The organism is Paenibacillus xylanexedens (assembly GCF_007676705.1).
GTDB classification, from domain to species: domain Bacteria; phylum Bacillota; class Bacilli; order Paenibacillales; family Paenibacillaceae; genus Paenibacillus; species Paenibacillus xylanexedens_C.
On sequence record NZ_VEBF01000002.1, the window covers coordinates 22,978 to 46,344 of the forward strand.

Genomic DNA, 23,367 nt, shown 5'->3' on the forward strand with positions numbered 1-23,367 from the left:
TAAGAAAGAAGTGAAAGGAGGCGAAGGGGAAATGAACGTTTTTAGAATAATGCTTAAAGAGTTAAAGGTTATCCGCGATCCCAAGATGCTTTTGTTCTTAGTGGTTTCGCCGCTATTAACCATGCTTATTTTGGGAACAGCGCTTACGAATGCTTTTGACGGCAGTTTAACGGTTGAAGAGATCAACGTACTTTATAGGAATAATAGCACATCGAGTGAGTTCTCTAAGTATTGGGACGACTTCACGGGGCAGATGCGTCAAGCTGGCATTAAACTCGAGAAGGCAGACGAAAAGTCGGATGGAAAAATGGAAGTGAAGAACAACCACTATGCGGGTTACGTCGAGATTTCGGACAGTGGGCTGAAGTTTTACAGCAGTAGTCAGAGCTTGATTGAAAGCGATATTGCTAAGAGTGTGCTTATAACTTTTGCAGATCGTTACCAATTGGCGGCAGAAGTAGCAGGTGCAGACTCGGAGCAAGCGGATGCTATCATGATCGGAGGCGGCACTGAAAGTTATGTGGTGGAGGAGTCGCTGAATGCGACAAGAAAGCCTGGTTCTATGGACTATTTCGCTATAGCGATTACGACAATGATTATTTTATATAGTGCCTTGACGGCCGCACAATTAATAGACGGTGAACGCAAAAGGAACACCGCTGTCCGATTGCTTGCTTCACCGGTAACGAAAATCGAAATTTTCGCAGGTAAATTAGCAGGGCTTGTCGTGCTGAATTTAATACTCACAATTGTCGTAGTACTCATCAGTAAATACATGTTTAATGCCTATTGGGGAGAAAATTTGAGTCTAGTGTTTCTAACGCTCTTTACTGAAATCATTTTCGCTGTGAGCATGGGCCTCGGGTTTAGTTATATCATCAAGGGTGATGCATCAGGCACTGTTGTTATGATTATTATCCAATTGGCTGCATTTCTCGGCGGTTCATACTTCCCGGTCGAGAAGGCTACAGGGATCATGGCAACCCTCTCTTCTCTTTCTCCGCTGCAATGGTCCAATGCTGCACTTCTCGAAATGATCTATGCAGACAGTCTTTCAGCAGCGGTTAGCGCCATGCTGTTAAATATCGGCTTCGCGGTCGTCTTGCTTGGTATCGCATTAACGATGATGCGCAGAAAGGAGGGCTTGTAAAAATGAGAGACACGTTATGGCTAATCCGGAAAACATTTATTTCTACCTTTAAAAATTATTTGAATCTATTTGTATACTTTGTCTTTCCTGTTATGGGAATTCTGCTCGCGACCCTAGTCCAAGGGGGCACGGGAGAAACCGAATTGAGAATAGGCATTGTTAATCATGATGGAGGTCAGACGATTACGAAGGGTGTTATAGATTCGGTGGGCAGACAGGATTCCATGATTGTAAGTGAGATTGAGGAGAATGAGATAAAAGAGCTGATTGCTGCTGGCGATCTTGATGCAGCGATTATCCTTCCCGCAGGTTTCGCACAGAGCTTGATTGTCGGCAAACCAGCAAAGATTAAGATCGTATCCATTAAGGGAGCGCAGGTTACCGGACATGTGAAAGCATCCTTGGATCAACAAATTAACAATATGGCTTCGATCGGCATGGTGGTTAAAGGCGATAAGGCTAAGTTTGAAACTCTTTATGAGGGATTTCAAACTACAGATTTCAGATTATCAGAAGAGAAAGTAGAGGATCAATCCGTAAATTACAACAAAACCAATCAATCAATAGGTTACTTGCTCGTCCTCATGCTGGTGTCCGCTTCGAATTTATCTGGAATTCTTATTAAGGAAAGAGAGAATAGAACCTATTATCGCCTTTTATCCTCACCAATCAATCCTAGAACCTATGTCTTATCTAATATCATCGTTAATTTGATTATGATGATGCTTCAGATTGCAATGACACTGTTGATCATGATAAATATTTTTCGTGTCGATCCGGGTATTTCTTATTGGAGCATGTTCCTAATTCTTGTGTTATTTGCTCTGGTGGCAATAGGTCTATCACTTGTAGTCGTGGCATTCTCAAGCAGCTCTTCAGCAGCCAGCGGCATGCAGAATATGATCCTTATACCTAGCAGCTTGCTGTCTGGGTGTATGTTCCCGCTTGAATTAATGCCGGCAACTATGCAGCAGCTCGCGCATTTTCTTCCCCAGTATTGGCTTCTGGATACCTTTAGCAACCTACAGCAAGGGGTATCCATGGGGCAACTATCCTTGAATCTGATCATTTTGATTGCTTTTTCCGTTGCCTTATCTTTAATAGCCGTCTATAAGTTTGGAAGGAACAATGATACTCGAAGCTATATTTAAGAAAATAAGCTAATCCCATATTCTAATCATCCACTTCCAATCTACTATATTGTAGGAGAGTAACGCAGTTTATAAGGGGGAGCCAATTCAGAGTTATTAAGACAATGTTGATTCTCCATATTGCCTTGCGGGAACGTATTGAAAAATTCAAAATATCGATCCAATCCGGACTCTGAAATTTCAGTCTTTAGTAGGAGGTGAACGATGATGAAGTCCGTATAATTAGGAATTGAAAGGAGAGTCATATCTTACTCAAACTGGGCATCTTTATAGACAAATTGGAGGTTGAAAAGATTGAATAGGGACGAAAAAAGCACCAATGCGCCAAGCCTGTTTCGCAATCGGTTCCTGCAGACGATTTTATTATCAAGCGTGCTCCTGCAGGTTGGCATCTGGGTACGTAATTTCGCTATTCTCCTGTACGTTGCGGATAGAACAAACAATGATCCATACGCCATTTCGCTAATCAGCGTAGCAGAATTCGCGCCAATTTTTGTTTTTTCGTTCATCGGAGGTACATTTGCCGACCGCTGGCGGCCGAAGCGAACGATGATCTGGTGCGATTTATTATCCGCGGTATCGGTATTCGTAGTACTTCTGACCATACATTACGGTTCTTGGCACTCCGTCTACCTTGTCGCATTTATCTCGGCTATTCTTTCGCAGTTCTCCCAACCTTCAAGCATGCGATTGTTTAAGTATCATGTGCCGGAAGAACAGCTGCAGCAAGGGATGGCTCTATTCCAATCGCTGATGGCCATCTTCATGGTGCTTGGTCCTATGCTCGGAACCATGGTTTACAGCACTTTTGGCCTTGAAATATCGATCGCTGTCATGGGCGTGGTTTTTCTGCTCTCCGCACTCGTTCTTATTCGTCTGCCAGAGGATAATATGCAAGCTCAAACCGTCGCTGTAAAAGGGCAGTTCCGTAAAGAATTCATTGAAGGCTTCCGCTATGTTTGGCAAAGCCAAGTACTGCGGATGCTCGGACTTGCGTTTATTCTCGCGGGACTCGCTGTTGGCGTAGCCCAAGCGCTCAACCTGTTTATCGTAACGGAGCGGCTGGGCAGGAGCGAGGAGTTCCTGCAATATCTGCTGATGGTAAATGGTGCAGCTATGCTGATTGGTGGCGGAATCGTAGCCGTCTTCGCCAAGCGGGTTCCGCCGCAGATTCTTCTAGCGATAGGTATGATCGCAGGCGCAGTCTGCACAGCCATTGTAGGGTATTCGACAAGCGTTCCGCTCACCCTGACCGTTCAATTTCTGAATGGACTTGTTTTCCCTTGCATTCATATTGGGATCAGCACAATGATTCTAAAATGGTCAGAGGCTTCGATTGTCGGCCGGGTGAATGGGGTTCTGAATCCGATGTTCGTTGGCATGATGGTCGTTTCCATGTCTTTCGCTGGCGCGTTAAAGGATGCCTTTTCACTGGGGACGATCTATGGCGGTGCAGGATTATTATTTCTTCTTGGCGCACTGGTCATGGTTCCGATCATGAACCAAAAAGCGCCGGATAACGCACATATTGCACAAGAGACATAATTTCGTGATACTTATAAAATTTTATGAAGAAGAGCCGACCATGAAGAAGTGATCGGTTCTTCTTCATTCCCTGGGGCAATCCTGGTTGCATCAACCATGTTGCGCAAGGAAGCGACCGTTTCTTCACTTCATGACGCAACGATTGCCGACCAAGCCAGCTTGTTGATCGAAACGAAATACTTCGAGTTTTTAGGAACGAGGAATTACAGACCGTAAAGCATAGCATTGGAGATAAGAAGAGGGAGCTTTTGGACTTAAATAGTTTTAATCACGGTTTGCTTCATCAAACATTGGATATTATACTCATCGAAAAAAATTGACAAAATCAAAATGTTTTTGTATAACTAAAACAGTTATAACCATAGTGGTTATAATTAGAAAACAAAAAATTGGAGGTTAACATGAAAATCTTAAATCATTTTATCCCCGTTTTTACCGAGCAACTTGAATCAACCGTTGCTTATTATGAATCTCTTGCTAACCGATCTATGGATCGGACGTGGGACATTCCTGAAGCTGGCTTATCTTTAGCCACAGTCTATCCTTACGTTATTGTATCTGGAAGTCCCGATGCCATGGAGCCTGCTAAATCACTCCGTGCCGTGGTGTATGTGGATTCCATGAACGAATTGAAGGAAGAATTAAAAAAACAAAATACCCTTATAATAAGGGATCAGTGTGGTCCTATTGGTCCAAGCATTTTTGTGCAGCATCCCGATGGCAGTTTTATTGAATATGTAGAGCCTGCGCAAGCTACTGTTTGATTGGTGAAAAATTAAAAAATGTAAAATAAAGCTACTCCATACACCGTAGGAGCAGCTTTATTTTACATTTGCCTCTGTTCGTATTTGCTCCACAATTTGAGCTAGGGTAACAGAAGCCAGTTCATGCTCCATGACCTTCTGCGCATTAGAGAGTTTCGGTAATAGTATCGATTCAATGTTCATACCTACAGAGCAATTGGGGTCAGTATTCTTGTGAAAATTGAAAAGCTGATTTCCTTCCACAGATTCGACCGCTTGAAAGATATGCAGCAGGGTTAATCTTTCGGGCGATACCAGAAGGGAGGCCCCTGCAACTCCTGGTTTTGTTTCAATATACCCTGCTTTTTTGAGCTGGGCCATAATCCTTCTAATTACAACAGGGTTACTATTGATGCTACGTGCAATTCGATCACCTGTACTATATATGGGATCCAACGTAATCATCGAGAGAATATGGACTGCCATCGAAAAGCGACTGCTTATTTGTTTCATCTACTCACCTTCTTTGCTACAAAGTATAGTTCCATTTATAGAACAGGTCAATCGACAGTTTTTCAGCAGGTAAACAAGAGGCTCAAAAGTCATTCCCAAGTACTTATGGTTCCATCAAATAAGAAGTTAGAACGAAGAATAAAGAACGCCAGACTTCATTAAGCTAACGGGAAACGATAACTCAATAAAACAATGAAAGCAGCTGACCCATGTGATCGGCTGCTTTTGTTCGTCTAACGAGCAGTTTAGTTCTGTTATAAAAGGTTTTTTTCTAAGTTTTATAGAAAAGTAAACTAAAGTAAATTAACAAGGAGGAATCAAAAAATGGTTAATAGTAAATCTAAGACACTTGGCCTGATTGGTTCAGTACTAATTGTAACAGTAGTTCTTGTTTGTTCTTATCAGATTTATCTCAATGTAGGATATGTTCATCATTATTTTTCGCCAAAATCAACATCTGTTATTGATACTGAAGATACCACAGACGAATGGAATCCTATAATATTTGATGGTAAAGACTCAATTGAATACGATACTGTTTTCTGGGACAAGGCCATCATTAATGATGCAAATAGTGACCGAAACGTGTTATTGAGAGTTAAAGATGCAAAAGGGGATATTGTTATTGAGGAATTCCAAGTATCTCCTGGGACCAGCAAGCATTTAGATGGCCTGATTAGAGATACAAAGTACTTCTTTGAAATTAAAGCTGAAGAAGGACAATTCATTCTTAATGCAACATAATAAGGACGTAATGATATACGAACCTTACCTTTTGATTATTCATTCAACTAACGGGAAATGATATCTCAATAAAACAAGGGGGCAGCCGATCTACATGATTTGTTGCCTTTGTTCATGTAATGGACAGTTTTGTTCAAAACCGTATTCAACTCCTCTTTTTGGGAAAAATAAAACATCCCAACTAAGAGGTGCTTGCATTTGAAAAAGTTAATTTTGACAATCGTTCTAGCGCTTGGGTTAACTTCGCTAATCAAAACTCCAGCTTCAGGCGAAGAAACCCTGTCATTAAAAAATACAATGAAATGCTCTTTAATCCAGCAGGCGCTGATAATTGAATTAAATCCTCAAATAATGAGTACTCTTCGTCAAAAGTACCACGACAACTTTTTGTACGCGAACGTCCGCGTGTTACCAATCCAAGGTATGGATAATCTGGAGGCTAATTTTATTTTGGAAATGACAGTGATGAAAGGAGAGCAGCCAGAAATAGTCCAAATGACGTTTCGACGAGATGGTCTTAATGGCTATAAGGTAGATGATATTAATGTGATTACTACTTAGAAACAAGATTAAGCTAACGGGAAATGATAGCTCAATAAAACAAAGGGGGCAGCCGGTCAACATGATCGGCTGTCTCTATTCAATTAGCGGGCAGGTTAGTTTAATGAATAACTTTCCAGTCATTGGGTAGACTACTCTCGCATTGGTGAGAAGTTATTTCTGCGAGTAGATTCTTCTCAAGGAGGATATTATGAGAGTTAAGACACTGTTTCTTCTAATGATAATAAGTTTGTTCTATTCACTGCTGTCGAGCACTGCTACAGCCCATAACATAGAACCATCCGAATTTGTGGCAGCCCCTACTGAGGGCGAAACTCGCCAGGGACCAGTAAATCGGTTTGCAAAAGCGATCCTTCGAAACGATCTTGATGAGGCACAAAAATATGTAGAAAAGGATTATGTCCAAATCCCCGAGATAAGGGGGAATTCCCAAATCAGCGGAGTACAGCTCGTTTCCTCACCAAAGTCAGATGTGAAATACCTACTAGCTCATTTTAATGATGAATTTTTAGAGGAAGAACGACTTGCTTTCATATGGGAACTAATCATAAAGGAAAATCGAATCACTAAAATTAGCATTCTGTTCGACGGAGCCAATCCGCTCGTCGATGAGGCCCGATTGATCAGGGAATACCAACTGAGGTTCAAAAGGGACGTACTGGTACCCTCTGAGTTTCCGTTCGAGATAACTCACTTCGACGGATACGTTGATGGTCATGAATCACTTGAACTAATCTATCGAAACAAAGCACTGAATGGCTTCTTCCGGGTCAAAGTATTCCCAGTCGTAGTAGAACTGGAGCGGTACAAAGGAAAGGACGATGTGTATTATCAACTAAAAGACGGAACGAAAGCAATATACCGGCCTAAATTCGAATTGGGATATGAACTTCGATTCCAGAAAAACGGGATGCAATATACGCTTGCGATTGGAAACAAGAAAATGTTGAAAGCGAAGTTTAAAGCAACAGACTTACTCAAACTTGCCAATTCTATGATATAGAGTAGCCATGAAGTCAATGTAGTTCAATGCATTAGATACTAGTAAAGTGTATTTCGTTATAACGATTGTTGCAAGGGAATCTCTGTATTTTGACATGGGCTATTTACCCGGAGCAGCAATGTGATTTACAAGACGATGAGAACGAATATATACTGAGTGGTTTCGGATATCTGGATACGAACAGGTTGATGGTCCTTAATTTGAAATGTATTATGGAATGCCATGGCACACATAGGGTGAGATCTGGATACCAGTAAGAAAAAGTAACGATTGTCCTAAGAACACGATAGTAGAATAAAGCGATAGGACCGTCCCACAAAGAATCCCTGAAGCATGGGCGTTGTACAGATATGTTTGGAACAAGAAAAGGAGATGTCTTGGACGTAAGAGAAGGAATTGTTTTTGTTTTTTTTGATGTTTTTTTATGATGGAGAGCTTGATTCTCCGCAATTTCTTAAACAAGGTAGCTCACCTTTTTCAAAAAAGTGTAATACATATTTTTGCATAAGTTGGCTTGAATTTATTATCCCAAGGTCATGAAATCGTTGAATAAGTATAGGTTTTTGTTGCTTGAATGAATTTCGAAGCGTGTCATGTTTACCTATAATAAGGTTAAAAGAGTTGATCAATCTGTGTAAGGAATAATTGATCTTGACTTTTTTAGAAAGCGATTACATCTACTAACACTATTCAAACCAAGGGGAGATATCAGATGAAGCAAGAAAAAAAGGTGGACGTAAGGCTTCTTATACTCATGCTGCTGGTGAGTCTACTTTTAAGTGCATGTAACAGTAATAATGGTAATGCCAATAATGAGTCATCAGGAGAAGCTAGTAACAAAACGGGTAAATCCGAAGAGGTCACGTTGAAGATGTTGCTAATCGGCAGCAAACCTGCGGATTATGACTTGGTGTTTAACGAGGTAAACCAACTACTTAAGGAAAAGATCAATACCACAATTGAAACAGAGTTCCTCGACTGGTCCGATTGGTCTTCTAAATATCCGCTGAAATTCGCCGCAAGAGACGACTTTGATTTGGTATTTACGGCAAATTGGGCCTTCTATCATAACCAGGCCATGAATGGCGGTTTTTATGAACTTACTGATGAAATGATACAGAGCCATGCACCGTTGACATGGGAAGCTATGCCGGAGGTTTCATGGGAACAAGCTAAGATCAAAGGTAAACAATACATGGTTCCGAACAATAACCAGGAAATTACGGATAAGGTTGTCATGATCCGTGAAGATTTACGTAAGAAACATAATCTTGAGCCGGTTACGAATGCCGAGACATTCGCTGCCTATACGAAGGGCATTGCTAAAAACGAGCCGGGCATGAGTGGTTTCGCAACAGCTGCCGGGGGTGGATACAAGTGGCATGAATTAGATAATATGCTGCTTGAGCAGCAGAACGAATGGAAGCTTGTGGACCCGAACATGCCTTTTGCTTTTAAGCTCGACGATCCGGCAGGAAAGGTCTTCAATGTCTACGATACACCTGAGTTTAAAGAGCTGCTTGTGTATTATAAAGATTTGGCGGATAGTCGAGTCTGGTCTAAGAACGTCGTTAACAGTAAAAATGAAGTGTGGCAGGATGTTAAAGCCGGAAAGGCAGCATCTCTTAAAGGAAATCTCGGATCACTGGGATTCCAGTTTGTTGAAGCGCAACGTGATCTGCCGGATGTGGAGATGTCGATCGTGGATCTTACGCCGGAACAGAAGAAGACGGCCTCCATCTCAACACAAAACGGTATGGCTGTCCATGCGACATCCGAGCATGTTGAACGTGCCCTGATGGTTATTGATTTATTGCAGAATGACAAACAAATCCATGACCTGACGATGTATGGTATCCCAGGTATCCACTACGAACCACTCGATGAAGACAAATACAAACCCGGCCCGGATAGAGACAAATACGCCGGCTTCTCGAACTGGGGATGGAATTCTCCTTTGAACCGCACAGAAGTTTCCTATCCTCAAGAAGCAATGGAAATAGAGAAGGCCTGGGAAGAAAAAATATTTAATTATCCGCTAGAAACATTTGTGTTCGATGATCAAAAAGTAAAGACTGAGCTGGCGAATATCGGAAATATCATGATACGTTATGGTGTACCATTAGAGTACGGCCTGGTTGCCGATCCACAGAAGGGGCAAGCCGAGTTGATAAGCCAACTCAATACTGCCGGGATTGACAGCGTGCAAGCAGAACTACAGCGCCAGATCGATGCCTTCCTAGAGAATAACTGATATTTATCTTCATTTCATTTGTTCTAAATGAAATCTTATGAGGACCGATCGAATTGAGATCGGTCTCTCCGTCGTCTAAGGAACGGTACAATATTGAACAAACTCTATTACCCTGGTACTGTCTGAGATATACTGCTTCATATACAGAATACACATCCGATGAAACGGGAGATATATATGATCCGAACAACACGAAAAGGCAAAATAATTCCTTATACCTATAAAATGATGATTACCTATTTGTTGCTTGTTCTAGTGACAGACGCCGTCATCGGTTATGTTTCCTTTATGATGCTCACCAATTCAAGGACAGAAATCGCCGAGACTAATATTCGGACGACAATGGCACAGACGAGTAATAATTTAAAATATCAACTGGATGAGATACAACGTATCTCGGATAATCTGTTTAGCAGCGCCCCCTTTCAGAGAGCATTACAGAAGAAAGGAGAGCCACACGACATCTATTTGACCATGATTGATGAGATCATACCCAAAATGCAATCTCCATTGCAGCTGTTCGGCAATCCTATACGAATTGTTCTATACGCCAATAATAACGACCTGAACATTGTAGAAGGGGATGACCTCACCAAGCCGCTGAAGGAGAGTGATTATTACATTCTGTCTTCCTCTGAAATTAAGGACAGCGGCTGGGCTCAGCATATCTTTGAGGGAAACGATAATCGGTGGATGCAGGTCCAGTCGGATCGTGACTTAAATCAAATATCTCATGTACGTCGCATGCTGTCCTTCAACGATTATCACAACAGCGGTATACTACGGATCACAGTAGGGTTTGCTGATCTGCTTGGAAACTATGTAACGTATCCAGAAAAAGATGGCATCTCCATGCGACTCGTTGACGGAATTACGGGGGCGGTTATGTACCAGCGTGGAGGCACAGATCCAGAAGCAGCCAATTCATCTTCATATTTGACACTCAAACAAGTTGTGCCGGGAACGGACTTTGTCATTGAAACCTGGGTGCCCCATGATTATTTACAAAAAGACGCTCAACGTCTCCAAAAAATCATCTTATCCGTATGTACAATTAGCTTTGTTGTCATGATGTTGATCGGATTCCTCGTGGCCAGACTCTCAGGGCGCAAAATGAGAAAAATCATTACGCTTGTCCGTGCTTTCGAGAATGGTAGTTTTGAGAAACGGCTTCGTTTCCGTGGCAATGATGAATTCAGTCAAATCGCCGATGCCTTTAACTCCATGGCCACCAATATTCAAGAGTTGATCAGTAACGTCTACGTTCAGGGTGTCCAACGTAAACAGGCCGAACTAGACGCATTACAGGCCCAGATTAATCCACACTTTCTATACAACACGCTCTCTACCATTAGCAGCCTTGCTAATTTGGGAGAAACGGCTCAAGTTACGGAGATGGTCAAAGGATTATCGAAATTCTACCGTCTAACATTGAACGAGGGGAATATCGTAATACCGCTTGTGAAAGAACTGGAGCAGGTTGAATCCTATATGAATATTCAACGAGTCAAGTATGTCGATGCATTTATTTTCAGTGTAGACGTGGATCCCAGCATATTAGACGTTCCGGTTATCAAGTTGATTCTTCAACCTATTGTTGAGAATGTTTTTAAACATGCGTGGTATGGTGACACAATCGCAATTCGTATTGAGGGCCGTAGGCTAGACAATCTGATTGAACTGAACGTAATCGACAACGGAGTCGGCATGAAGCCCGAAACGGCCCAGTCCATGCTTAATGTAACAGGTCAGGAAAGTGGTTACGGGTTAAAAAATGTGAATGAAAGAATCAAACTTCGGTACGGAGACAACTACGGTTTAGAAATCGGAAGTGTGTACGGCGGCGGAACGACCGTACGAATTCTACTGCCGGCAGAGCCAACTATCGATACAGACACATGGTAAGACGGAGGGGACAGAATGACTTTAAAGGTGATGCTCGTAGATGACGAGAGAATAGACTTGGAATGGCTCAGGCGCAGGGTAGTCGGCAGTGGTTTGCCACTCGAAGTCGTTGGAACAGCAAATAATGGATTTGTCGCACTCGAGTTATTGCAGAAGTTGGAGATCGATCTTCTCCTTTCAGATATTCGCATGCCGATTATGACAGGGATTGAATTCGCACGAAAGGCAAAAAAAATACATCCTCAACTGAAAATCATTTTTATTAGTGGGCATGAAGACTTCGACTATGCGAGGGAGGCATTGTCACTTCACGCTTCCGGTTATTTATTGAAGCCAGTTGATAATGACGAACTTCAAAATATTCTTGTTCAGCAATGTAGTGAGATCAGTCAGGAACAAGAGAGAATGAAAACCAATGATGAGGTCCTGTCTCTTGCCAGTCAAGCACTGCTTCTCCGCTGGCTAAGCTCTCGATCTGGCGAACAGATCGACAATCATATGCAGCAATTCATACAACCACTTGTCAGTAACGGGGCTGCTGTAGCAATCATTGAGATGGATGATGTGGAGTGGAAGATGCTTGATATGTCTGCAGATAATCGGCTGCGACTGTCCGGAGACATCATGAGTTATATTGAGACCTTAGCAACGGAGAGTGGATTAGGTACAATTATCGCAAGTCACTCGGATTATCAATTTATTATGTTGGCAAAAGGAACGGAAGAGGAAAATGTCATCCTGCTGGAAGAATTGATTCTGGCCGTAGCAACTGCATTTCCTCTGACCATTACTGTCGGATATGGCAAGTCTACCGATGATTGGCGAGGTCTGCCTGAATCTTACCAACAGGCGATAACAGCTCTAGATGCTAAATGGCTAATTGGCAAGAACCGACTCATCAGGGATGTAACCGAGCCTCCATCCAGTGTTAAGGCTTCTGAGAATCTGGAAGAGATGATCGAAATGATGATGAAGGCGATTCTATCATATGACCTGGTTGGCATTGATGACTGCCTGCTCCAAATTTTTGGACGTGACCGACCGTTGCACAAGATGAATGACGTCTATAATCTGATCATTCGGATCACATCCAAGCTACATGCAGATCTGCAACAATTGAACGAGAACCTATATGAATTGCTGCAATGGGAGTCTCATCAGCCACAAGTATTGTTCCACTTTGAGACGGTGAGTGATGTATTATCGTGGTTGCGGCGACGATTCTTTGAATTGTCCGAGAAGCTTTTTATGGAACGATCAAAGACTAATCGCAAGCTCATTAGGAACATCTTGAATTACGCCAAAGAAAGAATTGAATGTAAAGTAACACTGAAAGAGGTAGCGGCTCATTTCGCCTTTTCTCCAAACTATTTGGGTCATCTGTTCAAGGAAGAAACCGGAATGAATTTCAGTGATTTTCTGCTTGATCTTAGGATGAAACGCGTACGCGAGTTGCTTGGTGACCCTTCGCTCAAAATCTATGAGATTGCCGAAAGGGTTGGGTACAAAAACATTATTTATTTCAATCGTCAATTCAAACAGTCCACCGGGATGTCTCCAGGTGAATATCGGAAGAAACATAATATTTAGATCTCAACAAGCGCCGAGGCATTTATGCTCCGGCGTTTTCTTCATTAAATCGTGGATTGCATATTACTTTTAGTTGCTTAACTTAATGTTAGGTGATGATTCGAAAAGCCTATAATCAAAGTAACATAACGCTAACCGAAATACGGTTATAAAGAGAGGGTGACATCTATGAATCGAAACGGCTTTTGGGGGGATTTGGTGAAATACCGGACATTACTGCTGATGCTTCTTCCAGCTGTACTGTTTTTTATCGTGTTCGCTTATATTCCAATGGCTGGCATTGTTTTGGCCTTTAAACAGTTCACGTATGACGGTGGGATCTTTGGTAGCCCCTGGAATGGGCTGGATAACTTCCGCTTCTTTTTCGAGTCTGGACAGGCTTGGCAGGTAACTCGAAATACGGCATTGTACAACATTGCCTTCATTATCGTAAATAACCTGCTTCAGATTACAATGGCGATATTACTATTCGAAGTTGCGCATAAGTGGTCGCGCAAACTCTTCCAAACCATGTTGTTCCTACCTTATTTCATATCATGGGTCGTTGTCGGCGCAATCGCCTACAACTTGTTCAGCTATGACTTTGGTCTGATCAACGTTATTCTTAACACGTTCGGCATGGAACCGATCGATATTTACAACACAGCAGCTTATTGGCCATACATACTGGTTATCGTATCGGCATGGAAAGCCATTGGATACGGTTCAATTATGTATCTCGCTGCCATCACCAGCATCGACACTGAGATGTATGAAGCAGCAGAGATTGATGGAGCAAATGTGTTTCAACGCATATTCAGAATCACGATCCCTAACTTGTTCCCAACAGTAATTATTCTAGTGTTGTTATCTATCGGTAATATATTCCGCGGCGATTTCGGAATGTTCTACAATATGGTCGGCAACAATGGTCTGTTATTTGCTAACACGGATGTTATTGATACATTCGTATTCAGATCGTTGACTTCATCCAATGACATTGGAATGTCATCCGCTGCCGGATTCTATCAGTCGATCCTTGGTTTCGTCACCATCCTGATCGCTAACTATGTAGTACGTAGATACGACAAAGATCGCGCACTATTCTAAGATAAACCAATTCAAGAGCCAACAAAATTGAAAGGAGAGAAACCCTTTGAGTGCACAATTAACAACTAGCAAGACGCCTGGCCGGACAGGGCGGGATGAAAAGTTGCTACAGATCATCGGTTACCTCCTACTTACCGTAATCTCGCTCTTCTGTCTGGTTCCTTTTATACTTGTACTTTCGTCGTCACTGACAGAAGAGAGCAGCATCATTAAGGATGGATATCAACTCTTTCCTTCGGTGTTTTCATTGGGAGCATACAAGTTGCTCTTTGAATTCCCGGGACAATTAATCAGAGCTTATGCAGTAACCATCAGCGTTACGGTTGTCGGAACCGTTGTAGGTTTGTTCCTTACATCGATGACGGCATATGCATTGGCAAGAAAAGATTTTAAATGGCGGAACGGGTTCTCATTTTTCTTCTTCTTCACTACGTTGTTCAGTGGTGGTTTGGTTCCATGGTATCTCATGATCGTTAACTATCTGCAATTAAAAGATACGTTTCTGATCCTAGTGCTCCCTATGTTACTGAATGTATTTTATATTATTGTCATGAAATCGTTCATGAACAGCATTCCCGATGCAATTACGGAATCTGCCAAGATTGACGGGGCAGGAGATTTTCTAATTTATGTGAAACTCATTCTGCCTTTGACCAAACCTGCGCTGGCCACCATCGGTCTGTTCATCGCACTGGGCTACTGGAATGACTGGTATCACGCGATGCTGTTTATCACCAATGAAAATCTCATGCCGTTGCAATACTATCTGTATAAAATGTTGGGTAACATGGACGGGATGCGTAAAGCGATGGTCGCATCAGGCGCTGTTGTGAATCTGCAGATTCCAACGGAAAGTCTTAAAATGGCCATGACCATTGTCGCGATTGGACCGATCCTGCTCGTGTATCCGTTCATTCAGCGCTATTTTGTAAAAGGACTTACGATCGGTGCTGTCAAAGGATAATGTTAATGCATTCATATTTACTTAACAGGGGGATACAACGATGAAACACAAAAATAAAAAAGCTTTTTGGCTGCTTGCCCTAGTTCTTGTTCTATCCATGGCATTATCTGCTTGCTCCGGCAATGGAGGAAACCAGGATGCAGGAGGTTCAGACTCTGGTTCGGGTGGAACCACGGATGAAGTTACACTGAAGATGATTCTACTTGGCGGCAAACCAGTCGATTATGATCTGGTCTTCGGTGAGCTGAACAAAAAGCTGAAGGAGAAAATTAATACAACGCTTGAAGTCGAATTCCTGGACTGGTCCGATTGGAGTCAGAAGTATCCGTTGAAATTTGCGGCTAATGAAAATTTCGATCTCGTGTATACATCAAGCTGGGCGTATTATAACGATCAAGCTATTAAAGGTGGTTTCAAGGAAATCACAGAGGACATGTTACAGCAATATGCACCTCAGACGTGGGCCGAAATGCCAAAAGTATCGTGGGACCAGGCAAAAATTAACGACAAATTGTATATGGTGCCAAACAATAACCTGGAAGTGACGAACAAAGTCGTGCTATACCGCGAGGACCTTCGTCAGAAGCACAACCTTCCAGAGATCAACAGCTTGGAATCCTATGCAAACTATCTCAAGACTATTGCTGCAAATGAACAGGGCATCACACCATTTGGAGCTAAAGGCGCGGATGGTTGGAGATGGCATGAGCTTGATCAGATTGCTCTTGAGCAAAACAATGATTTCAAGGTTGTCGACTTGCGTATTCCATTAACGTACAAATTGGATGATGCTACAGGACAAGTGTTTAATGTCTATGAAACACCAGAGTTTAAGGAGTTGCTTGGTTTCTATAAAGATTTGTCTGATAACGGAGCATGGTCAAAAAATGTTGTAACCAACAAAAATGATATTTGGCAGGACATGAAAGCAGGTAAAGTTTCCTCCTATGCACATAATCTCGGAACAACAGGATTCAATCTGGCGGAAGCCCGTCGAGATACTCCTGATATGGAGTTCGCCATTGCTGATATAACACCAGAAAACAAAAAACTCGGAGCCATCTCGACCCAGAACGGAATTGCCATCCATTCCACTTCCAAGCATGCAGAACGGGCGTTGATGGTAATCGACCTTTTGCAGAATGATCAGGAGATTCATGATCTAAGCATGTATGGAATCACGGGCACACACTATAATCCTGAAGGGGAGGACAAGTTTACGCCTGCACCAAGCTCTGGTAATTACACTGGCTTCTCCAACTGGGGCTGGAACTCATATCTGAATCGACAGGACGCTTCTTATCCGAAAGAAGCCGACGACATTTTTAACAATTGGCAGGAAGATGTATATCATTACCCATTAGAAACATTTGTGTTTGATGACTCAAAGGTTAAAACGGAAGTAGCCAATATCAGCAACATTATGGTGCGTTATGGAATTCCGTTGGAGTATGGACTTGTACAGGATACAGAGAAAGGCTTGGCTGATTTGAATGCTCAGCTCAAGGCTGCGGGCATAGATAAAGTCCAGCAAGAAATGCAGTCGCAGATTGACGCCTTCCTTGCGAAGCAATAAAACGGAAGGTTTAACTTGAGGGGAGAATTTCCCCTCTTTCTTTTTGAAGGTTTTTCAAAACCGTACTTTTTGAATACGCATTTTATAGAATAAACAACAAAGGAGATACAATAAGATGGCAAATAAATTTCCTCCCATTAGCAGCAAGCTGCCAGCATTTATGCATGGCGCCGACTACAATCCAGATCAATGGTTACACGATCCCAAGGTATTTGAAGAAGATATCAGGCTTATGAAACTGGCCAATTGCAACGTCATGGCTATCGGGATCTTCGCATGGTCGGCTTTGGAACCGGAGGAAGGTCATTTTAATTTTGAATGGATGGATCATGTACTTGATACGTTCGCAGCGAATGGCATATACGCATGGTTGGCTACACCAAGTGGCGCCAGACCCGCATGGATGGCCCAGAAGTATCCTGAAGTCCTTCGGGTTGAGGCGAACCGAGTTCGCAATCTGTTTGGTGTGCGTCACAATCATTGCTATACGTCACCCGTATATCGTAAGAAAACAACGATTATGAATACAAAACTTGCTGAACGATACGGAAATCATCCTGCAATACTCGGTTGGCATATTTCCAACGAATTAGGAGGCGAATGCCACTGTGATTACTGTCAATCTGCGTTTCGAGACTGGCTGAAAGCCAAATACGGATCAATTGACAAGTTGAATCGCGCATGGTGGACAGCGTTTTGGAGTCATACCTATACGGATTGGTCCCAAGTAGAATCTCCAGCACCCCATGGAGAGAATGCGGTACACGGACAAAACCTGGATTGGCGGCGTTTTGTATCCGATCAAACGTTGGATTTCTATAAACATGAGGTAAATGCCTTAAAAGTTGCTAACCCGGAACTGCCATGTACAACGAATATGATGGATTGGTTCTACGGTTTGGATTATCGTACGTTCGCTGATGAACTCGACATAATCTCGTGGGATGCATATCCTAAATGGCACGAAGCTCCTTCTGATCGAAATGTAGCATCTTGGTTTGCCTTTAATCACGACCTGTTTCGTAGCTTAAAGAAAAAACCGTTTATGCTTATGGAAAGCACACCAAGTTTGACCAACTGGCAAGCAGTAAGTAAATTAAAGCGTCCAGGGATGCATCGCCTTTCTTCATTACAGGCTGTAGCTCACGGAGCAGATACAGTGCAATACTTCCAGTGGCGCAAGAGTCGTGGCTCCAGCGCGAAATTCCATGGCGCTGTTGTGGATCATGTTGGTCACGAGCATACACGCGTATTCCAGGATGTTGCTGACCTAGGAAGGACCCTTGCAGGACTGTCTGATGTAATTGGTACTCCTGTTCCGGCCGAAGCAGCCATTTTGTGTGATTGGGATAATCGCTGGGCCATTAATGATGCACAAGGTCCGCGTAATGGTGGATTGCATTATGAACAGACCGTGGCTCAGCATCACCGTGCATTATGGGAAATGGGCGTACCTGTCGATATTATCGGGTCAAATGATCACTTCTCCAACTACAAATTAATCGTATTACCAATGGCATACCTTCTCCGTCAAGAGACAGGGGAGAAGATTGAACAGTTCGTGCGAAATGGAGGTACCGTAGCTGTCACCTATTGGAGCGGAATCGTTGATGAGAATGATCTGTGTCATCTGGGAGGTTTCCCTGGTCCGTTGCGCACAACAGTCGGCATATGGTCTGAAGAGCTCGAAGGGCTACATGATAACGACCGTAATTCTATTGTGTTAAACATTGACAATGCACTGGGCCTGGAAGGTTCCTTTGAAGTGCATGAGCTGTGCGATCTGATTCACGCGGAGACAGCAGAAGTACTTGCTGTTTATGGTGACGACTTCTACGCAGGACGTCCGGCACTCACCGTGAATCGTCTAGGTGACGGAAAAGCATATTATCTTGCAGCGCGAGTTAGCGAGGATACGTTCTATCAGGCGTTCTACGGCAAGCTAGTAGAGGAAGCAGGTGTTCGGCGTTCGATCGATTGTAAGCTTCCCGAGGGAGTCACCGCTCAACTACGAACAGATGGAGATACGGATTATGTGTTTTTACTTAACTTCTCAGGAACTGAAGCAGGGATTGATCTGCATCAAGACGGATACGTGGATGCTGAAACGGGTGAAGCCAGATCTGGCCGGATCGATTTGCCTGTTAACGGTTCCTACATTTTACGACGGAATAAGGGTTAGATTCTGTATTTAAGCTCAAAGGGGGGCCGAACGCCATTAACATGACGTTTGGGCCCCCTTTGAATCATTACAATTATTGTTTCAGAAGAGCAGCGATTGCCTGCTCAGATTCAGTACGGCTGACAAAGGCTTGCGGCATAAAGCTTTTGCTCGTTACGCCATCAAGTAATCCAAGCGATACAGCAGTGGCTACATCATCCTTAGCCCATCCGCTAATCAGTTTGGCATCGGAGAAGGAAACAGAAGAACCCGCTGGTGCTGTGTTTCCCGTCTTCACCGCATAAGCTTTCACCAGAATGGCTGCCAGCTCTTGCCGGGTAATTCTCGCTTCAGGTACGAAGCTGGTTGCGCCGTAGCCCTGCACAAGACCGGCGTTAAATGCGGCGGCCACATCACCAGCATACCATTGTGTGGATTTAACGTCCGCGAACGGGTTAGAAGTGGATGATTCTACGCCAAGTGCACGAACGAGCAGGGATGCAAATTCGGCGCGGGTGATATCTTCGCTGGCGCGTATAAAGGTAATATCATCCAGATAGCCAAAATGCTCGTCCGAGCTTGTTTTTACAGTAAAGCCCACTTCAGCAATGCCTTCGTCGCCTACGTGAACATGCTTCAGGCTTAACGTAGCCGGTTTCTCCCAGGTGCTTCCTCTATAGGTAAGCGGAAGGGAGTAGGTCTGTCCTTCGGATACGGCGTACATAACAGATCCTTGATCAGGCTCGCCTTTATCGCCAAATACTTTGGCTTCCATTGTATATGTTCCTGGTGCAAGACCAGAAATTTCATGGAGCAGTGTAAAGTCGATCGGCTGCTCATCGCCAAAGTCGAATGCCTTGGAGCCGACGCTATCCCCGAACGATGTCGGTTGCTCTCCGCTCAAGTACCATGAAGCGGTATTGCCGTTTACGGTCAGGTTCTTCGTTTGAATGGCTTCCGCTTTCTTCACAAGCTTGAAGTCATCGATATTTCCCCATTGTCCGCCGGAATACTTCAGATTGGCACCAATATTCAAGGTTCCATCTGTAACTTCAATCATTTCAATTGTGGGGTTAGACCATTGCGTCCAGCCCGTATTACTAAAGCTCTGCTTCTGTTCACCGGCAAATATCTCAGCGATTTCTTCCTCGCCCCCACCCGAAACCCAGGCAGACAGCTCATACGTTCCGTTTTCGAGTCCTGTAAGCTTCTGCGAAACAGTGAATTCCGTAGCTGGTGCGCTCCAGTAATGTAGTGCCGATGAACCGGAATACATATCGGTTCCTGCGCTTACAGCGTCATTATCCGTCACGTCCCAACCGCTTAATCCGTTCTCGAAGCCAGGATTTTCAATGGCATTGGAGCTTGGGATGACAACAACCTCGGCGCTGTCGGTGAATTTCCCTTCATAGGCGGTGACTGTAATCGTTGATTTCCCTTGGGCAAGCCCGGACACAGTTCCATTATAACGATCTACCTTTACAGCGTCAGGGTTAGAGCTGGTATAGGTAACCCCTTGATAGGTAGCATCTTTAGGAGCAATAGTGGCCCGCAAGCGATCGGTATCACCTACTTCAACCGTCGTTGTACTCTTGTCTAGCTTCACGCCAGTTACCTTTTGACGATTCACTTCTTCAGCATCGTCCAGGAAGGCATCCATGGCGAGGGAAGGGGAACCATCCGAATTCCAGGCCGAAAGCGGATAACCGAAGAAGACACCTTCAGGAGCCCAATAGAAAATACCGGATCCCAGATTGCTCGGCACCTCTTTCAACTTCTGCTGCGTGGCTACGAGCATGTTATACACGTTATCTTCATTTTTGCTGACATTGCCACCGATTTCAACAATCATCACCTCCTTGCCGAATTTCTCAGCAAGCGTATTCATGTTTTCAGACAGTTCATCAATAGAAGTGGTATAGACCGAATCCGGATAATAGGAGAGACCGATAATATCGTAGTCGCTCTCCTTAAGGCCAGCCTCTACTAAACCATCGTAATAGTCGATCACACCTTTATCTGCTCCGTTAGCGCGGTGGATAATAACTTTAATTTCGGGAAAAACTTCTTTAGCCGCATGCGACCCTGACTGAAGTAGCTCTACCAAGTTAGTAGTATTGCTATAAGCGCCGATTGGATGCAGCATACCATTGTTAATTTCGTTACCAATCTGAATCCATTCCGGTGTTACGCTGGCTTCCTTCAGACCTTCCATAACTTCGGTCGTATATTCGGAGACATGGGCCTTCAACTTCTCCAGATCCGAACCTTCCCATGCCTTTGGCGTATGCTGCTTGCCGGGATCAGCCCACGAATCACTGTAATGCAGGTCAATCATGACCCTGAATCCCAAATCGTTTACACGAGAAGCCATCTCAATTACTTCTTCAGTGCTGTTGTGACCATTGGAAGGGTCGTCCGAAGGATTAACGAAGGCGCGCAGACGGATCGAATCAATCCCGTGACTCTTTATAATTTGGAGAAGATCTTCTTCTTTTCCTTTGTCATTATAAAATTTCTGCCCTAAAGCCTCCAGTTGCGGCAGCCAGCTTACATCTGCACCCTTAGCGAAGGTAGGGGCTGATTCAGCAGTTGTGGAATTCGCCTTTGCCGGCGTGTTTAAGAGGGTAAATGATAAAAGTAATGCAAGTGTAGCAGACATGATCCGTTTTCTTATGTTCACTGTGTGACCTCCTTAAGTTCATCCAAGTATGGTGTGAATAGCTTTCATAGCTGCGAAAACAGTGAATGTACCGAACGGGCAGTGTACATTCACTATTTTGTGGTGAGTTGCTTATAACTCTCCTTTCTCAATTCTGCTATCATTACCCAGTGTAGTATATTTGAATACGCTTTCAAACTGTGCTATGCAACGAAAAATGATACTTTTACAATTACAAGTCTTGATTATTCCAATAAATTGTAAGCGTGGTCGAGGTTACGGTTTCAAAGGGGCCGCTGTAACAATTTATTGAGGCTAAAAGAATTCTTGAGAGAAATATACGTATTATTAGGGTATTCAACAGTATACGGACAATGATGTTCGTTATTGCCGATTTGATGAATGTTTAATCATAGAGGAATAGGGTGTGAGTATTTATTTGCTGCCTCATTCAATTGTATTTTCTCGGTCTTTAAATGAGAGAAGAAAGACTAGGGTACAGGCATTTGTCCAGGCAATTCCCGCGCCTGTATTGACTTCCTAGTATGCCGAGTTGTTTCAGTTAATGGTTTCCCAAAGAATCGACCGCTTTTTTCCAATGACAAAACAAATCCCTAGTTGTTTGATTAATCAAGATACTCCTTTTTGTGGTTAACTCTCAGGCCTTCTCTCCGTAAAGTCACTGTCATTCGAAGGTAACCAAGTAGAGATGAACACATGAAGGGCAAGCAGATGCGATTCCAATTCATGTTCTTTTTGTCTACGTTCACTTGTCGCCTGTCTACTTTTTCCCACTTATAATAGTCCGAACGGTAAACCGTAGCTAACTTCAAGTGCCAAGCAAGTTATGACGCACTCGTAATCTAATGCATCCAAGAGCCTTATTCTCAACACTCACACTGAAAGAAGGATTCGAAGGAGAGCACCATATTGCAACTCTTGCAGCTATGCCTGAAAGCAGAGGCATGGGAATAGGCTCCCAACTCATTCAACATGCAGAAGAGCAGGCGATTAAACAGGGGTATATCCTAAGTTCCCTTACAGTCAAAAAAGAGAATCGTCTCGCTGCCAAACTATACGCCAAACTGGGCTATGAAATTACATCCGAAGTAGTAAAATCTACTGTATCTTTGTATCGAATGGTCAAAAAACTTAACTGAAAGCCCTAATACGTGTTGGTTCCATCAATGTAACCAATAATTGAAGAACATTTCAAATCTAAAGTCGCTAATGTAGCGGCTTTTTTTGCATTTAGGTTAACGATTGTCCTTGTCTAGAGTTGAGAGATTCCTTTTATACCTCTTCGAGAGGGTTGACACAATTCAACTTCAAACGTATAATTCAATTAATCGATTGAATAATTGATAAATTAAATGAGGGGGATTATATTATGGGAGCAGTATCATTAACAAAACAAAATTTTGAATCGAACGTTAACACGGGAGTGACTTTAGTCGATTTCTGGGCACCATGGTGTCCACCTTGTCAAGTGCAACTTCCAATCGTAAATGATCTAGCTGATGATTTGGCTGGGCAAGCGACCATTGCCAAAGTCAATGTTGATGAGGAACTCGAATTGGCACAGCAATTCGGAGTTAGAAGTATTCCAACGCTTCTCTTATTTAAAGATGGCAAATTAGCTGAGACCATGATTGGTGTGAATCAAAAACAAGCTCTTAAAGAAAAAATTCAAGGATTGCTCAATTCAAAATAAGTAAGTTGTTAATATTGTTCTTGAACCTATGTGAAGAGAACG

At 43.1% G+C, this 23,367-nt stretch carries 19 protein-coding genes; 17 read left to right on the forward strand and 2 right to left on the reverse strand.

The features are described from left to right. The first annotated feature begins 31 nt into the window (after window positions 1-31). The 5 genes from FS628_RS10085 (at window position 32) to FS628_RS10100 (ending at window position 4,610) form a co-directional block, all read left to right on the forward strand. A complete protein-coding gene (locus tag FS628_RS10085) occupies window positions 32-1,150 on the forward strand; it encodes an ABC transporter permease (RefSeq protein ID WP_145321567.1) in 1,119 nt (372 codons plus the stop codon). 2 nt (window positions 1,151-1,152) lie between these two features. Further along, window positions 1,153-2,301, forward strand: a complete 1,149-nt coding sequence (locus FS628_RS10090; RefSeq protein ID WP_145321568.1) for an ABC transporter permease — start codon at window positions 1,153-1,155, stop codon at window positions 2,299-2,301. Between the two features lie 294 nt (window positions 2,302-2,595). Continuing rightward, window positions 2,596-3,846 (forward strand): MFS transporter, encoded by a 1,251-nt coding sequence (locus FS628_RS10095; RefSeq protein ID WP_145321570.1) that lies wholly within the window; start codon window positions 2,596-2,598, stop codon window positions 3,844-3,846. Between the two features lie 48 nt (window positions 3,847-3,894). Continuing rightward, on the forward strand, window positions 3,895-4,062 hold the full coding sequence (locus FS628_RS31955; RefSeq protein ID WP_222125213.1) for a hypothetical protein: 168 nt from the start codon (window positions 3,895-3,897) through the stop codon (window positions 4,060-4,062). Window positions 4,063-4,247: 185 nt separating this feature from the next. Then, the gene (locus FS628_RS10100; protein ID WP_145321572.1) at window positions 4,248-4,610 is read left to right on the forward strand and encodes a VOC family protein; all 363 of its coding nucleotides are present in this window, start codon (window positions 4,248-4,250) and stop codon (window positions 4,608-4,610) included. Between the two features lie 57 nt (window positions 4,611-4,667). Here FS628_RS10100 and FS628_RS10105 read toward each other — a convergent pair whose 3' ends face one another. Further along, window positions 4,668-5,102: an Rrf2 family transcriptional regulator gene (locus tag FS628_RS10105; RefSeq protein WP_145321574.1), complete on the reverse strand. Its 435-nt coding sequence runs from the start codon at window positions 5,100-5,102 to the stop codon at window positions 4,668-4,670. 324 nt (window positions 5,103-5,426) lie between these two features. Here FS628_RS10105 and FS628_RS10110 point away from each other — a divergent pair, with 324 nt between their 5' ends. The 10 genes from FS628_RS10110 to FS628_RS10160 all read left to right on the forward strand — a co-directional run bounded on the left by FS628_RS10110 (window position 5,427) and on the right by FS628_RS10160 (window position 18,970). Continuing rightward, window positions 5,427-5,846 (forward strand): hypothetical protein, encoded by a 420-nt coding sequence (locus tag FS628_RS10110; RefSeq protein WP_145321576.1) that lies wholly within the window; start codon window positions 5,427-5,429, stop codon window positions 5,844-5,846. A gap of 198 nt (window positions 5,847-6,044) precedes the next feature. After that, on the forward strand, window positions 6,045-6,407 hold the full coding sequence (locus FS628_RS10115; RefSeq protein WP_145321578.1) for a hypothetical protein: 363 nt from the start codon (window positions 6,045-6,047) through the stop codon (window positions 6,405-6,407). A gap of 190 nt (window positions 6,408-6,597) precedes the next feature. After that, on the forward strand, window positions 6,598-7,410 hold the full coding sequence (locus tag FS628_RS10120) for a hypothetical protein (RefSeq protein ID WP_145321580.1): 813 nt from the start codon (window positions 6,598-6,600) through the stop codon (window positions 7,408-7,410). Between the two features lie 754 nt (window positions 7,411-8,164). Then, window positions 8,165-9,664 (forward strand): ABC transporter substrate-binding protein, encoded by a 1,500-nt coding sequence (locus FS628_RS10130; RefSeq protein ID WP_260871080.1) that lies wholly within the window; start codon window positions 8,165-8,167, stop codon window positions 9,662-9,664. A gap of 177 nt (window positions 9,665-9,841) precedes the next feature. Further along, window positions 9,842-11,569 carry a sensor histidine kinase gene (locus FS628_RS10135; RefSeq protein ID WP_145321584.1) on the forward strand — a complete coding sequence of 576 codons (1,728 nt, stop codon included), beginning with the start codon at window positions 9,842-9,844 and terminating at the stop codon, window positions 11,567-11,569. A gap of 15 nt (window positions 11,570-11,584) precedes the next feature. Then, window positions 11,585-13,159 carry a response regulator gene (locus FS628_RS10140; protein ID WP_145321586.1) on the forward strand — a complete coding sequence of 525 codons (1,575 nt, stop codon included), beginning with the start codon at window positions 11,585-11,587 and terminating at the stop codon, window positions 13,157-13,159. 168 nt (window positions 13,160-13,327) lie between these two features. Next, window positions 13,328-14,248, forward strand: coding sequence for an ABC transporter permease (locus tag FS628_RS10145; protein WP_145321588.1), 921 nt, complete (start codon window positions 13,328-13,330; stop codon window positions 14,246-14,248). Between the two features lie 46 nt (window positions 14,249-14,294). After that, the gene (locus FS628_RS10150) at window positions 14,295-15,212 is read left to right on the forward strand and encodes a carbohydrate ABC transporter permease (RefSeq protein ID WP_145321590.1); all 918 of its coding nucleotides are present in this window, start codon (window positions 14,295-14,297) and stop codon (window positions 15,210-15,212) included. A 40-nt stretch (window positions 15,213-15,252) separates the two neighbouring features. Continuing rightward, window positions 15,253-16,788: an ABC transporter substrate-binding protein gene (locus FS628_RS10155; RefSeq protein ID WP_145321592.1), complete on the forward strand. Its 1,536-nt coding sequence runs from the start codon at window positions 15,253-15,255 to the stop codon at window positions 16,786-16,788. Window positions 16,789-16,903: 115 nt separating this feature from the next. Further along, window positions 16,904-18,970, forward strand: a complete 2,067-nt coding sequence (locus FS628_RS10160; protein ID WP_145321594.1) for a beta-galactosidase — start codon at window positions 16,904-16,906, stop codon at window positions 18,968-18,970. Window positions 18,971-19,043: 73 nt separating this feature from the next. Here FS628_RS10160 and FS628_RS10165 read toward each other — a convergent pair whose 3' ends face one another. Next, window positions 19,044-21,632 carry a glycosyl hydrolase 53 family protein gene (locus FS628_RS10165; protein WP_145321596.1) on the reverse strand — a complete coding sequence of 863 codons (2,589 nt, stop codon included), beginning with the start codon at window positions 21,630-21,632 and terminating at the stop codon, window positions 19,044-19,046. Window positions 21,633-22,477: 845 nt separating this feature from the next. Between FS628_RS10165 and FS628_RS10170 the strand changes: the two genes are divergently transcribed. Beyond that, on the forward strand, window positions 22,478-22,771 hold the full coding sequence (locus FS628_RS10170; RefSeq protein ID WP_145321598.1) for a GNAT family N-acetyltransferase: 294 nt from the start codon (window positions 22,478-22,480) through the stop codon (window positions 22,769-22,771). Window positions 22,772-23,001: 230 nt separating this feature from the next. Beyond that, a complete protein-coding gene (gene trxA / locus FS628_RS10175; protein ID WP_076334302.1) occupies window positions 23,002-23,325 on the forward strand; it encodes a thioredoxin in 324 nt (107 codons plus the stop codon). Window positions 23,326-23,367: the final 42 nt, after the last annotated feature.

Coding starts and splice junctions, on each gene's coding strand:
- FS628_RS10155 (WP_145321592.1), top strand. CDS start 15,253: ATGAAACACAAAAATAAAAAAGCTTTTTGGCTGCTTGCCCTAGTTCTT.
- trxA (WP_076334302.1), top strand. CDS start 23,002: ATGGGAGCAGTATCATTAACAAAACAAAATTTTGAATCGAACGTTAAC.
- FS628_RS10100 (WP_145321572.1), top strand. CDS start 4,248: ATGAAAATCTTAAATCATTTTATCCCCGTTTTTACCGAGCAACTTGAA.
- FS628_RS10135 (WP_145321584.1), top strand. CDS start 9,842: ATGATCCGAACAACACGAAAAGGCAAAATAATTCCTTATACCTATAAA.
- FS628_RS10110 (WP_145321576.1), top strand. CDS start 5,427: ATGGTTAATAGTAAATCTAAGACACTTGGCCTGATTGGTTCAGTACTA.
- FS628_RS10120 (WP_145321580.1), top strand. CDS start 6,598: ATGAGAGTTAAGACACTGTTTCTTCTAATGATAATAAGTTTGTTCTAT.
- FS628_RS10130 (WP_260871080.1), top strand. CDS start 8,165: ATGCTGCTGGTGAGTCTACTTTTAAGTGCATGTAACAGTAATAATGGT.
- FS628_RS10145 (WP_145321588.1), top strand. CDS start 13,328: ATGAATCGAAACGGCTTTTGGGGGGATTTGGTGAAATACCGGACATTA.
- FS628_RS10090 (WP_145321568.1), top strand. CDS start 1,153: ATGAGAGACACGTTATGGCTAATCCGGAAAACATTTATTTCTACCTTT.
- FS628_RS10140 (WP_145321586.1), top strand. CDS start 11,585: ATGACTTTAAAGGTGATGCTCGTAGATGACGAGAGAATAGACTTGGAA.
- FS628_RS10105 (WP_145321574.1), bottom strand. CDS start 5,102: ATGAAACAAATAAGCAGTCGCTTTTCGATGGCAGTCCATATTCTCTCG.
- FS628_RS10085 (WP_145321567.1), top strand. CDS start 32: ATGAACGTTTTTAGAATAATGCTTAAAGAGTTAAAGGTTATCCGCGAT.
- FS628_RS10170 (WP_145321598.1), top strand. CDS start 22,478: ATGCATCCAAGAGCCTTATTCTCAACACTCACACTGAAAGAAGGATTC.
- FS628_RS10160 (WP_145321594.1), top strand. CDS start 16,904: ATGGCAAATAAATTTCCTCCCATTAGCAGCAAGCTGCCAGCATTTATG.